Source organism: Streptomyces nigrescens (genome assembly GCF_027626975.1).
In the GTDB taxonomy this organism is placed as follows: Bacteria; Actinomycetota; Actinomycetes; order Streptomycetales; family Streptomycetaceae; genus Streptomyces; species Streptomyces nigrescens.
In genome coordinates this window covers 8,199,386-8,212,733 of sequence record NZ_CP114203.1, presented here as the reverse complement: position 1 = coordinate 8,212,733, position 13,348 = coordinate 8,199,386, and the positions used below count along the sequence as shown (strand labels likewise).

Sequence of the window (13,348 nt, the reverse complement as noted above, 5' to 3'; positions counted from 1 at the left end):
CCGGGGCGGCAGGGACGCCAACTCGCCCTGCTCCAAGGGGTGCAGGGACGCCGCCGCGTCCGGACCATCCCGGCCCCCGGGGGACCCGCTCGATGTCCGCGCCGACCGGCCGGGCGGCGGCGAAGGCGAGCAGGGCCGGCCCGCCCGAGTGGGAGAGGGAGAAGTGCAGCTCCTCGCCGGGCGAGCCGGCCACGGCGGGGCGGCCGTGCGGGCCGCCGCAGCCCGGGCAGGGCAGGGCAGGCCAGCCGGGTCAGCGGCACCTGGGCCGCCGCCATGCCGAGACAGCCGCCCAGCAGCCGGCGCGGCGCCGTGTGCGCGGCGGCGTACAGCGCACGCTCGGCGGGACGCCGCAGCGCCGCCACTCGGGCCCGCTCCCCCTCGTCCAGTACGGACACGTCGAGCGGTGCGCCCGCTTCGGGCGCCGGTACGAGCCACAGCAGCGGCCCGGTGACAGCTCCGCCGGATCCGGCGGCGGCCCGGAGTGCGGCCACCGCCGTACCACCGCCGCGCCGTTCACGGCCGGTCCGCCGCCACCAGCCGGGTGCACGCGTCGTGCGGGGCCGGGCCGAAGCGGGCGGTCCAGCCCTCCGGCGGCTCCCGCCAGGTCGGCCACAGGGAAAGGTGCCCCTGGGGGTTCTCCAGGACCAGGTGGGTGGCGTGGCCGTCGGGCCCCGGGTCGAACGGCGCGGAGCGGGCGGTCATGCGTCGAGCTCCTTCAGCCGGGCCGCCAGGACGGCGGCGATCTCGTCGAGCTGACGGTCCTGCATCAACTGCGGGTGGGTGCAGTCCAGATCGCGGTTGGCGATCGTGCCGCTCACGTGCGGCCGCCATGCCTCGCGGGTGAGCCAGTCCTCGGCACGCGGTGCGGCGGCGGTGAAGAACAGCAGGTCGCCCCGGTAGGCGCGGTGGTGGTGGGCGCGCATCATCCGCGCGTGGTTGGGCACGATGTCGACGATCTTCGAGAGGGTGTGGTCGGTGAGACCGGCGAGCGGGCTGCCCGCCCGGCGCAGGGTCGCCAGGACATCGTCCCGGGTGCGCTCGTCGGTGCGGTCGAAGCCGGCCATGCGCAGCACCGCGGTGAGCGCGTCGCCCTCCTCCGGCGCGGGCCGCTCCCGCCACTGCTCGGCCGGGAACGCGTCCAGCAGCGCGAGCAGTTCGACCGTCTCCCCGGCCTCCTGGAGCAGCACGGCGACGGTGTGCGCGAGGATGCCGCCGACGGACCAGCCCAGCAGCCGGTAGGGGCCGTGCGGTTGTACGGCGCGCAGGTGGCGCACATAGTCCGCGGCCTGCTCCGACAAGGCATGCGGCAGCGGCTCGTCGCCGACCAGACCGCGGGCCTGGATCCCGTACACCGGCTGGTCGGGTCCGAGGCGGGCGGCCAGGCCGGCGTAGCACCAGGCGAGGCCACCGGCGGGGTGGAACGCGAACAGTGCGGGCCGGTCGCCGGTGGTGCGCAGCGGCAGCACGACGTCCAGGGCGTCCTCGGACGCGGGGCCGGAGCTGTCGAGGCGGGCGGCCAGCGCGGCCGGGGTGGGCGCCTCGAAGAGCGAGCCGATCGTCAGCTCGCAGCCGAACGCGGCACGGATCCGCGCCACCAGCCGTACGGCGAGCAGGGAGGTGCCGCCCAGGTCGAAGAACGCGTCGTCCGGTCCGGTGTGTTCGAGGCCCAGCACCTCGGCGAAGAGCCGCGTCAGGGTCTCCTCACGGGGACCGGCCGGCCGCCGTGCGTGCCGGCCGCCGGTGAAGACCGGGGCGGGCAGCGCGCGGCGGTCCAGCTTGCCGTTGGGGCTCAGCGGCAGGGCGTCCAGGGCGATGACGGCGGCGGGCACCATGTGCTCCGGCAGTGTGCGGGCCAGCCCGGCGCGCACGGCCTCGGGAGCGACACCACCGGTGACATAGCCGACGAGCCGCTGCTCGCCGGCGCGGTCCTCGTGGACCAGGGCACAGGCACCGTCCACACCGTCCAGTGCCGTCAACGCCGCCTCGATCTCGCCGAGTTCGATGCGCTGGCCGCGCAGCTTCACCTGGTGGTCGGTGCGGCCGAGGTACTCGACCTCGCCCTTCTGCGTCCAGCGGGCGAGGTCGCCCGTGCGGTACATGCGGCCGCCGGGCGGTCCGAACGGGTCGGCGACGAACCGGGAGGCGGTGAGTCCGGGACGGTGCAGATAGCCCTCGGCGAGCTGCCGGCCGGCCAGGTACAGCTCGCCGGGGACGCCCGGCGGGCAGGGCTGGAGCGCCGCATCGAGCACATACAGCCGGGTGTTCCACACCGGCCGCCCGATGGGCACCGCACCGCTGCCGTCCGCCGCGCAGGCGTGGTGGGTGACATCGACGGCGGCCTCCGTCGGCCCGTAGAGGTTGTGCAGCTCGACGCCCGGCAGGGTGCGCGCGAAGGTGTGCGCGGTGTCGCGGGGCAGCGCCTCGCCGCTGCAGAAGACGCGGCGCAGCGAGCCGCATGCGGCGGCATCCGCCGCGGCCAGGAAGACCTGGAGCATCGACGGGACGAAGTGGCAGGTGGTGACGGCCTGTTCCCGGATGAGCCGGGCCAGGTAGTGGGGGTCCTTGTGGCCGCCGGGCTCGGCGACGACGAGCACCGCGCCCTCGCGCAGCGGCCAGAAGAACTCCCACACCGATACGTCGAACGACGAGGGGGTCTTCTGCAGCACCCGGTCGGCGGCCGTCAGCCGGTAGGTGTCCTGCATCCACCGCAGCCGGTTGTCGATCGCCCCGTGGGAGACCACGACGCCCTTGGGGCGCCCGGTCGAGCCGGAGGTGTAGATGACGTAGGCGGAATGCGCGGGGGTGAGCGCACGCCCCGGGTTGACCGGGAGGTAGCCGGCCAGATCGAGTCCGTCCAGGACGACGAGCGGTGTCCCGGTGTCCTGCGGCAGCCGGGTCGCGTGGTCGGTGACGGCGCACACCGGCGCGGCGTCGTCCAGCATGCCGGTGAGCCGCTGTGCCGGGTAGTCCGGGTCGAGCGGCAGATAGGCGGCACCGGACTTCAGCACGGCGAGCAGGGTGACGACCAGCTCCACCGAACGCGGCACCGAGACCGCCACCACGGCGCCGGGCCGGGCGCCGAGGGTCTGGAGGTGGCGGGCCAGCCGGTTGGCGCGGGAGTTGAGCTCCGCGTAGCTGAGTGAAGTGTCGCCGTGGACCAGTGCGGTGGCGGCGGGGGTGCGGACGGCGCGTGCCTCGATGGGGCCGATGAGAGTGGTCGGCGGGAGGTGCCGGTCCGTCCGGTTGAACTCGTCGACGACCAGGGCGCGTTCGGCCGGTGTGGCGATGCCGTGCGCGGCCAGCGGGGTGTGCGGGTCGGCGGTGACCAGCCGCTCCAGCAGGTGCAGGAACCGCTCCTGGTGGGCGGCGAGTCCGGCGTCCTCGTACAGGGCGGGATTGCCGTCGTGGTCGATGCGCAGACCGTGTCCGTCGGCGCGGTCGTAGACGTTGACGGTCAGGTCGTCGACTGGCCCGGCGGAGAGGTTCCGGGCGCGCGCGGGTGCGCCGGCGAACGCCACGCCGTAGTCGAAGGGCATGATGTTGACGAGCGGACCCACCAGGGCCCGGCCCTCCCCGAGCAGTCCCAGGTCGCGGCGGATGTCCTCGTAGCGGTAGCGCTGGTGGCGGCGGGCCCGGCGGATGCCGAGCACGACCTGCCGGACCAGTTCCGCGAAGGTCGCGTCGGCGGCGACGGTCAGCCGCAGCGGCAGGACGTTCATGACCATGCCGGGTACGCGCAGGGCGGCCGAGCCCATGCGGCCCATCATCGGCAGCCCGAGCACGACGTCGGACTGGGCGGTGGCGCGGGAGGTGTACAGGGCCTTGGCGGCGATCAGGACGTCGGGCCAGGTGGCGCGGAGCCGGGCGGCGAGTCCGTGGACGCCCTCGGTGGTCTCCAGCGGCAGAGAGGTGGTGCGGCGGCGGAACGTCCGTCCGGGCAGCGCGCCGCGACCCGCGAGCCGCGGTGCCTCGGGCCGGTCGGCGAAGGCGCCGGACCAGTGGGCGCGGTCGGCGGTGAAGTCCGCCGAGGCGCGGTAGTCGTCGTCCTGACCGACCAGGTCGGCAAGGCGTCCGAAGGTCCGCGGGCCGGGCTCCTCGCCCCGGGCAAGGGCGGTGTACACCTCGGCGGTACGGCGCACCAGGAGCGAGTATCCGAAGCCGTCCATGACGAGGTGGTGGATGCACTGGTACCACAGCCACCGCTGTTCTCCGACGCGGAACAGGGCGTGCCGGAAGAGCGGACCGGCCGCCAGGTCGAAGGGCTCCGCGAGGTCGGCGTGCATCCACCGCCCGGCCGTCTCCTCCCCGTCGTCCGCGGTGCGCAGATCCCGTACGGTCAGCGGCGGTTCGACACCGTCCAGGACGTGCTGGCGCGGGCCGTCCGGGGTGTCCTCGATCCGGACGCGCAGCGCGTCGGCCTCGGCGGTCACCAGGCGCAGGGCGCGGGCGAAGAGGTCCGGGTCGAGCGCCCCGTCGATCTCCAGGCACTCCGCGGTGTTCTGGGCGGGGCTGAGCGGGTCGAGGGCCTGTGCGTACCACATGCCCGACTGTGCCGCGGTCAGCGGCAGTACGGCCTGCGGGGCGCCGGTTCCGGGCCCGGCGCCGCCGGTGAGGAGGACCGTCACGAGCCGGCTCCCAGCAGGGGTGCCCAGGCGTCGATGGCGGGGCGTTCGGCGAGGTCCACGAAGCCGACCTCGACGCCGTGTTCACGGCGCCAGCGCTCGACGAGCGCCATGATGCGGACGGAGTCCAGTCCGTAATCCACGAGGTTCTCGTCAAGCGGGATGTCGGTGGGGTCCTCGCCGAGGGAGTCGGCGACGTCCCGGCGGATCTGCTCCAGGGTGAGCGCCATGGCGGCTCAGGCCTCCTTGAAGAGGGCGTCGGTGGTGGTGACGACGGCACAGCGGCCGGCGGCCCAGCGCAGGGCCATGTCATGGTCCGCGCGCGAGAAGTCGGCGACGGCATCCGCGACGACGAACGCCTGGATGTCGCGCTGCCATGCGTCGCAGGCGCTCATCAGCACGCCGATGTGCGCGTACACACCGACGACGACGAGCTGGTCGCGGCCCGCGGCGCGCAGCAGTTCCTCCAGCTCGGTGCGGACGAACGCGCTGTACTTCCACTTGGTGAGAACGGTCTCCCCGGGCTGCGGCGCGACGGCCCCGGGCGTGGCGAGGGCCTGCGGGTCGTCCGCGACGCCGGGGCCCCAGAAGTCGAGCTGCAGACCGCGTTCCTCGGGCGTCTGGCCGCCGCGCTGGGCGGAGTGGACGACCGGCACGCCGAGGCGCCGGCATCGTTCCAGGATCCGTGCCGTGTTGTCGAGCATGCCGGTGACCGGCTGTTCGCCGGCCGGGAAAGCACCGAGGAAGTGGTTCTGCAGGTCGTGGACGAGCAGCACGGCGCGCGCGGGGTCCGCCGTCCAGGCGACGCGGTTCGCCGGCAGCTCGTCCCCGGCGGGCAGGGGGTAGGGGGCGATGGCGGGAAGTGCCATGGGTGGGCCTTTCAGTGCTGCTCTGTGGTGGCCGCGGCGGACCGCAGCCCCTTCTTGCTGACCTTGCCGATCCCGGTCTGCGGGAAGGCGTCGACGAACTCGACGAGGTCGGGGACCTTGTAGGCGGCGATACCGCGCGCACGGACGAAGCGTTTGAGGGCGACGGACTTCAGCGGCTCCGCGCCGGTGCGCAGGATGACGTAGGCGAGGGTGCGTTCGCCCAGGTACGCGTCGGGCACGGCGACGACGCAGACGTCGTGGACGGCGGGGTGGGCGAGGATGATGTTCTCGACCTCCTCCGGCGCGATCTTCTCGCCGCCCCGGTTGATCTGGTCCTTGGCCCGCCCCTCGACGACGAGGTGTCCGGTGGCGGTGCGGCGCACGATGTCGCCGGTGCGGTAGAAGCCGTCCTCGGTGAAGGCCGTCGCGTTGTGCTCCGGGGCGCGCCAGTAGCCGCGGATGGTGTACGGCCCCCGGGTGAGCAGATGGCCGAACCCGCCCTCCTCGACCTCGTGTCCGGCGTCGTCGACGATCCGGATCTCGTCGTCCGGGGAGATCGGCCGCCCCTGGGTGGTGACGACGGTCTCGGGGTCGTCGTCGAGCCGGGTGTAGTTGACCAGCCCTTCGGCCATCCCGAAGACCTGCTGGAGCCGGCAGTCCAGGGCGGGCGCCAGCCGCCGGGCCGCCTCCTGGCTGTACTTCGCACCGCCGACGAGCACGACATCCAGGCTCGACAGGTCGCACCGGGTCTCCGCGGCGGCCTCGGTCCATACGAGGGCGAGCGGCGGTACGAGCCCGGTCATCGTGATCCGTTCCCGCTCGATCAGCGGGAAGGCGGTCGCCGGGTCCGGTCCGGGGCACAGAACGGCCGTGCCTCCCGCGTACAGCACGCCGAGCCAACCGGGCGAGCTCATCGGGAAGTTGTGCGCGGCCGGCAGCACCACGAGGAACCGCGTGCCGGCGTCGACACCGCAGATCTCGTTGGAGCCCCACACCGAGTAGAGGTAGTCGTCGTGGGTGCGGGGAATGAGCTTCGGCACGCCCGTCGTGCCGCCCGACAGCTGGAGGAACGCCAGCTCGTGCGGCTCGGGGCCGTCGGGTGTGCCGGCCGGGTCGCACGGGACGTCGGACAGCGCGGTGTGCTCGCCCGGGTCGCCGGCGACGAAGACGTGCCGCAGGCTCGGCGTGGCCGCCTTGACCTTCGTGGCCAGGGCACGGTGGTCGAAGCCGCCATGGGTGTCGGGGATGACGTACGCGGTGGCCTCGGCGAAGGAGCAGAAGTAGCCGATCTCCGTCTCCCGGTGCGCGGGCAGCGCGAAAACGGGCAGTGCGCCGATCCGGAAGAGCGCGAAGACCACCTCGATGAACGCACCCGTGTTGGGCAGCTGCACCACGACCCGGTCGCCCTTGGCGATCCCGCGTGCCGCGAACCCGGCGGCCAGCCGGTCGGCGCGCTCGTCGAGCTCCCGGTAGGTCCAGGTGCGGCGGCCGGGGGCCGGATCGATGAGGGCGGTCCGGTCGGGGTGGGCGGCGGCGCGCTCACGCAGCATGCCGCCGAACGTCTCCCCGCGCCAGTACCCCGCGGCGCGATAGCGCTCGGCGAACTCCGCGGGCCAGATGGGGGCGTCGAGCCCCGGCGTGGTGGCGAGGGCGGGGGCGTCGGCGCTCACAGCGAGGCTCCTACGGCGCTCAGGAAGGTACGGAACTTCGCTCCGGTCTCGGCGGTCTCGGCCTGCGGCGAGGAGGCGGCCACCACACCGGCGCCCGCGAACAGCCGCAGCGTGCGGCCCTCGGCCTCGGCGCAGCGGATCGTCACCACCCATTCGCCGTTGCCGTCCGCGTCCTGCCAGCCGACCATGCCGGTGTACGGGCCGCGGTCGAAGGGCTCGGACTCGGCGATCACCGACCGGGCCACGTCGGTCGGGGTGCCGCACACGGCAGGCGTCGGGTGCAGCGCGGACGCCAGCTCCAGGGCGGAGACGGCCGGGTCGGCCAGCTCGCCGGTGACGGTGGTCGACAGATGCCACATGGCGGCGGTGCGCACCAGCGTGGGCCGCGCGGGCACCTCCAGCCCCGTGGAGTACGGCGCGAGCGCCTCGCGTACGGCGTCGACGACGACGGCGTGCTCGTGCAGGTCCTTCGCCGACTCCAGGAGGGCGGCCGCGCGCCGCACGTCCTCGGCCAGGTCGGCGCTGCGCGGCGCGGAACCGGCCAGCGGGTTGGCGACGAGCCTGCCGTTCCGGCGGGCCACGAGCAGTTCGGGGCTGGCGCCGATCAGGGTGCGGCCGGCGCCGCTGGGCACGGCGAAGGTGTAGCCGGCCGGGTCGCGGCGCGCCAGGCGGCGCAGCATCGCGGTCAGGTCCGGCTCCCGCTGTGCCGTCAGCTCCAGCGTCCGGGCGAGCACGACCTTGTCGAACTCTCCGGCCCGCATCCGGGTGACCGCGGCGGCGACCGCCGCCGCGTACCGCTCGGCCGACGGCACCTCGCGCAGCTGCCAGTCGGTGTCCTCGGCGGGCGCCACGGGCAGGGCGATAAGGGGGTCCTCGTGCAGGGGCGGCGCCCAGCGCACGGAGTCCGGGACAGCGAGTGCGTGCGGGGCGTCCTCGGCGAAGGGCAGCGAGCCGACGACGACCGGCCCGGGATCGCCCGCGCGCCGGCGCGCGTCGAGGGTGTCGCGCACCCGCCGGGTCAACGGCCGGGTGTCGTGGGGTATTTCGGCCGCGGTGCCGTGGGCGAGCAGGGTGTGCCGGGGCGAGGCGAGAAAGCGGTCGGCGCCGGGGCGGTAGGCGTCGAGCAGAGCGGTCGCGGCACCGGGGGCGAGCAGGGGAAGAGTGGGGTCCGGGGGCGGTGCGGTGGGTTCGCACAACGAGGCAGACATGGGCGTCTCCAAGGGAAAGGTCACGAGCCGAAGTCGCAGGAGAGGGCGGGCACTTGCCCGGTTCAGGCACGCAGCGTCGCGCCGCCGTCGACGTACAGGTCGTGCATGGTGATGTGGCGGGCGCGGTCGGAGACCAGGAAGACGACGGCCTCGGCGATGTCGGCCGGGTCGGCGATCCGGCCGAGCGGGATGCCGGTGCGGTGCGTCGCGAGGTCGCCCGCGATGACGCGCTGCGCGGCCGCCGCCTCGCTCTCCGCGTCGGAGGCGGTCCACAGGGCGCGCTGCATATCGGTGAGGGTCGACCCCGGCGAGACGGTGTTGCAGCGGACGCCGCGTCCGGCCACCTCCAGACCCAGGCACTTGGTGAACATCACCGCCGCCGCCTTCGACGCCGCGTAGGCGGACATCCCCGCACGGGGCACACCGGCCGCGTTGGAGGCCACGGTGACGATGCTGCCGGAGCCACGTCCGGTCATACGGCGGGCCGCGGCCCGCGAGACGTGCAGGACACCATTGGCGTTGACGGAGAAGGTGGCCGCCCAGTCCTCGTCGGTGAGGTCCTCGACGGACGAACTCCGCAGGATTCCGGCGACGTTGACCGCGATGTCCAGCGGCCCGAGGGAGTCCTCGGCCTCGGCGACGAGGGCCTCGACGGCGGCCGCGTCCGTGACGTCGAGAAAGCGGGCCGTGAGGTGGCCGGGGTGCTCCCGGGCGAGTTTCCCGACGCCCTCGGGAGCCAGGTCGGTGGCGATGACGCGGGCGCCGTGCGCGACGAGGGCCCGGGCCACCGCCTCGCCGATGCCCCGACCCGCCCCCGTCACGAGGGCCAGCCGTCCCTCGAGTTCCAGGCCGGTGGCGCTCACTTGACCATGGCCTTCCGGATGTCGCCGAGCACCGAGACGGCGGCCTCGGCGCCGCCCAGGCTCGTCCACTTCGAGCCGTCGATCATGGTCGCGTGCTGGTCGCGCACGGCCTTCAGCTGCCGGTAGGCGGGCTTGGTGGCCAGCTTGTCCAGGAGGCCGGCGTCCGGGCCGCCGGTGGAGAGGGTGCCGATGAACAGCCAGTCGCCGTCGATCTCGCGGAGGTTCTCGTCGCTGAGCGGCGTCGAGTGGCCCTGCCCCGGCTTGTTCTGGACACCGGGCCGCTTGAAGCCCAGGTCCTTCAGGACGTCGCTGATGAACACGCCCTGCTGCATGACGGCCGTGCCCTTGGCCGAGTAGCGGGCCACGGACACGCTCGTGCCGGCCCGCTCACCGAGGTCCTTCTTCAGCGCGGCGGCCTTGGTGTCGTATCCGGCGAGGAACTTCTTGGCCTCGTTGCTCTTCCCCAGTGCCTTGCCGGTGAGTTCGAGGGACTTCTTCCAGCCCTTGGTGCGGTCGATGGTGACCACGGTCGGGGCGATCCGCCGCAGTTGCTTGAGGACCTGTGCGTCGGCCGTCTGCCCGGCGAGAATGACGTCAGGTCTGGACCGTACGACCTTCTCGATGTCCGGGCCGGTGACCGCGCCCACGACCGGTATGCCCTTCGCCCGGTCCGCGAGATAGCCGGGGGAGCCGTGCTGGCCGCGGCCGGCGGTCAGCCCGACCGGCTTGACGCCGAGGGCGAGCGCCGAGTCCAGGTCCATCTCGCTGAGCGCCACGACGCGTTCGGGCGCAGCCGGCACCTTGACCTCCGTGCCTGTCGCGTCGGTGATCCGCGTGACCTTGCCCGCCGGTCCGTCCGCGCCCGCGTCGTGCTCGGGCGATCCGCACGCGGTCGCGGTCAGGGCACAGGCGGCGAGAAATGTGGCCGCGGCGGGGCGGGAGAAATGGCGGGAAGAGGCTTGCAACATGGCCTGAGATCTCCGTTGTTCGTAGAGAGAGCGAATCCGTCAAATACGCGGATTTTCCGGTCACCCCAGGAAAATCCGCATGGCGAATAGGGCTTTTTCGGCATGAGAACACCAAGCCCGCAGCGCGTAGCTTAGGTTAGGCTAACCATATGTCAATCACCAAGGGAGACCGGCTGGAAGCGGAACGTGTCCGTCCGCGCTCGCGGTCGCCGTTCCGGTCCCGCACCGCCGTCTGGGCGGCCGCCGGGCTCGTCGCCGTTCTGCTGGGGTTCGTCCTGCTCTCGCTCCTCATCGGCACCGGATCCAGCTCCGCCGCCCGCGCCTGGGACTATCTGCGCGGCGATCCCTCCGCGCGCGCCGACGCCCAACTGCGGCTCGCGGTACTGGAGGTGCGGCTGCCGCGTACGCTCGCCGCCGTGCTCGTCGGCGTCTGCCTCGGCACGGCCGGCTGTCTGCTGCAGGCCGCGACCCGCAACCCGCTCGCCGAAACCGGACTGCTCGGCGTCAACTCGGGTGCGGCCTTCGCCGTCGTCCTCGGACTGACCTTCTTCGGCGCGACGTCCTCGTCCGCGCTGCTGTTGTGGGCCCTGGTGGGCGGTATGGCCGCGAGCGCGGTCGTCCTGCTGTTCGCCGCGTCAGGACGTACCGCCGGCTCGCCGCTGCGGCTCGTCCTCGCCGGATCGGCGCTCGGCGCCACCTTCCACGGCATGACGTCGTATGTGCTGCTCGGCACCCAATCGACCTACGACACCTACCGCTACTGGACGATCGGCTCCCTCGCCGGAGTCGAGACGTCCGATCTCCTGCCCCTGCTGCCGGTGGTGGCCGTCGGCCTGCTCATCGCGCTCGGCTGCGCCCGCCCCCTGTCGGCCCTCGGCCTCGGCGACGACAGCGCCCGCTCGCTCGGCCACCGTCCCGGCCGAGTCCGCCTCCTCGTCGCCGCGGCCGTCTCGCTGCTGGCGGGCTGCGCGGTCGCGGTGGCCGGTCCCATCGCCTTCCTCGGACTGCTCGCCCCCTACGCCGCCCGCGCCCTGGCCGGGGCCCGGATGGCGGCCCAGCTCGTGCTGTCCGCGCTGATCGCGGCCGATGTCATGATCCTCGCCGACATCCTCGCCCGGATCGTCATCCGGCCCTGGGAAACACCGGTCAGCGTGCTGCTCGCCTTCGTGGGCGGACCGTTGCTCGTCTGGATCGCCCGCTCGTCCCGCCTGTCCACGGCAGGAGCCGCGGCATGACGGCCTCCGGCACCCACCCCGCCCTCACCCCGCCGGACAGCACGGTGCTGCGCGCCGGCACCCTGTCCTGGCTCTTCCCGCGCCGCAGCGCGCTCGTCGCCGCGTTCCTCGTTCCTCTGATCCTCCTTCTCATCACCCTTGCGATCATGGCGAGTTCGACCGGAATGCCGCTGTCGCAGACCCTCTCCGGGCTGCTGGGCACCGGCGATCCCGGGACCGTCATGATCGTGCGGGAATTCCGGCTGCCCCGCGTGGGCGTCGGCATCATGGTCGGCGCCGCCCTGGGCATCGCCGGCTGCCTCACCCAGACCCTCGCCGGCAACCGGCTCGCCACACCCGACCTCATCGGGGTCAACGAGGGCGCCACCGCGGCCGTCGTGGCCTCGGCCGCCGGGTCGGCGACCGGGATGGTCGGCGGCTGGTGGCTCGGCCCGCTCGGCGCCGTCGCCGCCGCCGTCCTGGTGGTGCTCTGCGCGGGTGGTGCGGGCAGCCGCGGCTACCGCCTCCTGGTGGTCGGCATCGGCGTCTCCACGTTCATCGGGGCGGTGAGCGACCTGATCATGTCGCGGGAGAACGACAACACCGCGGGCGGGGTGTTCCTGTGGGCCGTGGGCAGCCTCAACGGCCGTGACGGGAGCGTGGGGACACCGCTGCTGACCGCCCTACTGTTCCTGGTCCCGCTCGCCCTCATGGCCGGGCAGCGGCTGCAACTGCTGCGCTTCGACGACGACATGGCCGCCTGCCTCGGCGTCGACCTGCGTCGGGTGCGGGCCGTCGCCCTCGCCCTCGCCGTCGCCCTCGCCGGAATCGCGGTCGGCGTCGGCGGGCCCATCGCCTTCGTCGCCCTCGCCGCCCCGATCCTCGCCCAGCGGCTCAGCGGCCCCACCCGCGTCCCGGTCCTCGGCTCCGCGCTGACCGGCGCCGCCCTCATCGCCGCGGCCGACGCGCTGGGCCGCGTCGCCGCTCCCGTCGAACTCCCCGTCGGCGTCGTCACCAGCGTCCTCGGCGGACCCTTCCTCCTCTGGGTCCTGCTCCGCTCGGACCGGACCACCGGAAAGGCATGACCAGCATGACCGCAACTCCCGGGCTCGCCGTGCGTGCGCTGCGGGCCGGCTACTCCGGCCGCACCGTAGTCGAGGGAGCCGAGTTCGCCCTACCCGCCGGGCAGGTCGCCGCGATCGTCGGACCCAACGGCTGTGGCAAATCCACTCTGCTGCGGACCATCGCCCGGCTCCACCGCCCGGAGTCCGGCGAGGTCCACGCCGACGGCGCCGACATATGGCGGCTCAGCCGGCGCCAGGCCGCCCGCCGTATCGCCCTGCTGCCCCAGTCCCCGCGCGCCCCCGAAGCCGTCACGGTCGCCGGGCTCGTCCGCTACGGCCGCCACCCCCACCAGGGCCTGCTGCGACAGTGGTCGCGCGAGGACGAGCACGCCGTACGCGAGGCGCTGGAGGCCACCGGCACCACCGGGCTCGCGGCCGAACGCCTCGACCGGCTCTCCGGCGGCCAGCGCCAGCGCTGCTGGCTCGCGATGGTGCTCGCCCAGCAGACCCCCGTGGTGCTGCTCGACGAACCCACCAGCGCCCTCGACCTCGGCCATGTCGTCGATGTCCTCGAACTCGTCCGCGAGGTCGCCGCCGCCGGCCGCACCGTCGTCATGGTGCAGCACGACCTGGCCGCCGCCGCCCGCTACGCCGACACCCTCATCGCGATGAAGGCCGGCCGTATCATCGCCCACGGCGAGCCCCGCGACACGGTCGACGAGGCCCTGGTCAAGGACCTCTACGCACTGGACGCCGACATCCTGCGGGCCCCCGGCGACGCCTCACCGGTCGTCGTTCCCCGCACCCGCACCGGGAACTGACTTTTCGTCAGCAACCAGGCCGGAGCCCGCCCGCACCCTCATGGCCGGG

Annotated in this window: 11 protein-coding genes; 3 read left to right on the top strand and 8 right to left on the bottom strand. The window is 73.7% G+C overall.

The window, feature by feature from the left end; translation table 11 throughout:
* Positions 1-513: 513 nt before the first annotated feature.
* The 8 genes from STRNI_RS36055 to STRNI_RS36020 all read right to left on the bottom strand — a co-directional run bounded on the left by STRNI_RS36055 (position 514) and on the right by STRNI_RS36020 (position 10,200).
* On the bottom strand, positions 514-702 hold the full coding sequence (locus STRNI_RS36055; protein WP_277412732.1) for an MbtH family NRPS accessory protein: 189 nt from the start codon (positions 700-702) through the stop codon (positions 514-516).
* The gene (locus tag STRNI_RS36050; protein ID WP_277412731.1) at positions 699-4,625 is read right to left on the bottom strand and encodes an amino acid adenylation domain-containing protein; all 3,927 of its coding nucleotides are present in this window, start codon (positions 4,623-4,625) and stop codon (positions 699-701) included. Before STRNI_RS36050 ends, STRNI_RS36055 begins: the two co-directional genes overlap by 4 nt.
* Complete coding sequence (locus tag STRNI_RS36045) at positions 4,622-4,852, bottom strand: phosphopantetheine-binding protein (protein WP_018091629.1); 231 nt, start codon at positions 4,850-4,852, stop codon at positions 4,622-4,624. Before STRNI_RS36045 ends, STRNI_RS36050 begins: the two co-directional genes overlap by 4 nt.
* Before the next feature lie 6 nt (positions 4,853-4,858).
* Positions 4,859-5,491, bottom strand: a complete 633-nt coding sequence (locus STRNI_RS36040) for an isochorismatase family protein (RefSeq protein WP_093639898.1) — start codon at positions 5,489-5,491, stop codon at positions 4,859-4,861.
* A gap of 11 nt (positions 5,492-5,502) precedes the next feature.
* A complete protein-coding gene (locus tag STRNI_RS36035; protein ID WP_277412730.1) occupies positions 5,503-7,161 on the bottom strand; it encodes a (2,3-dihydroxybenzoyl)adenylate synthase in 1,659 nt (552 codons plus the stop codon).
* On the bottom strand, positions 7,158-8,369 hold the full coding sequence (locus STRNI_RS36030) for an isochorismate synthase (protein ID WP_277412729.1): 1,212 nt from the start codon (positions 8,367-8,369) through the stop codon (positions 7,158-7,160). Before STRNI_RS36030 ends, STRNI_RS36035 begins: the two co-directional genes overlap by 4 nt.
* A 62-nt stretch (positions 8,370-8,431) precedes the next feature.
* Positions 8,432-9,232: a 2,3-dihydro-2,3-dihydroxybenzoate dehydrogenase gene (locus STRNI_RS36025; RefSeq protein ID WP_277412728.1), complete on the bottom strand. Its 801-nt coding sequence runs from the start codon at positions 9,230-9,232 to the stop codon at positions 8,432-8,434.
* Positions 9,229-10,200, bottom strand: a complete 972-nt coding sequence (locus tag STRNI_RS36020) for an ABC transporter substrate-binding protein (RefSeq protein ID WP_277412727.1) — start codon at positions 10,198-10,200, stop codon at positions 9,229-9,231. Before STRNI_RS36020 ends, STRNI_RS36025 begins: the two co-directional genes overlap by 4 nt.
* Before the next feature lie 149 nt (positions 10,201-10,349).
* On the opposite strand from STRNI_RS36020, the gene STRNI_RS36015 reads away from it, so the two are divergent.
* From STRNI_RS36015 to STRNI_RS36005, 3 genes are read left to right on the top strand one after another with little or no spacing between them, the layout of a single operon-like run.
* Positions 10,350-11,435, top strand: a complete 1,086-nt coding sequence (locus STRNI_RS36015; protein WP_277412726.1) for a FecCD family ABC transporter permease — start codon at positions 10,350-10,352, stop codon at positions 11,433-11,435.
* A complete protein-coding gene (locus STRNI_RS36010; RefSeq protein ID WP_277412725.1) occupies positions 11,432-12,499 on the top strand; it encodes a FecCD family ABC transporter permease in 1,068 nt (355 codons plus the stop codon). The genes STRNI_RS36015 and STRNI_RS36010 overlap by 4 nt, the downstream gene beginning before the upstream one ends.
* Positions 12,496-13,299 carry an ABC transporter ATP-binding protein gene (locus STRNI_RS36005; protein WP_277412724.1) on the top strand — a complete coding sequence of 268 codons (804 nt, stop codon included), beginning with the start codon at positions 12,496-12,498 and terminating at the stop codon, positions 13,297-13,299. Before STRNI_RS36010 ends, STRNI_RS36005 begins: the two co-directional genes overlap by 4 nt.
* The last annotated feature ends 49 nt before the right edge of the window (positions 13,300-13,348 follow it).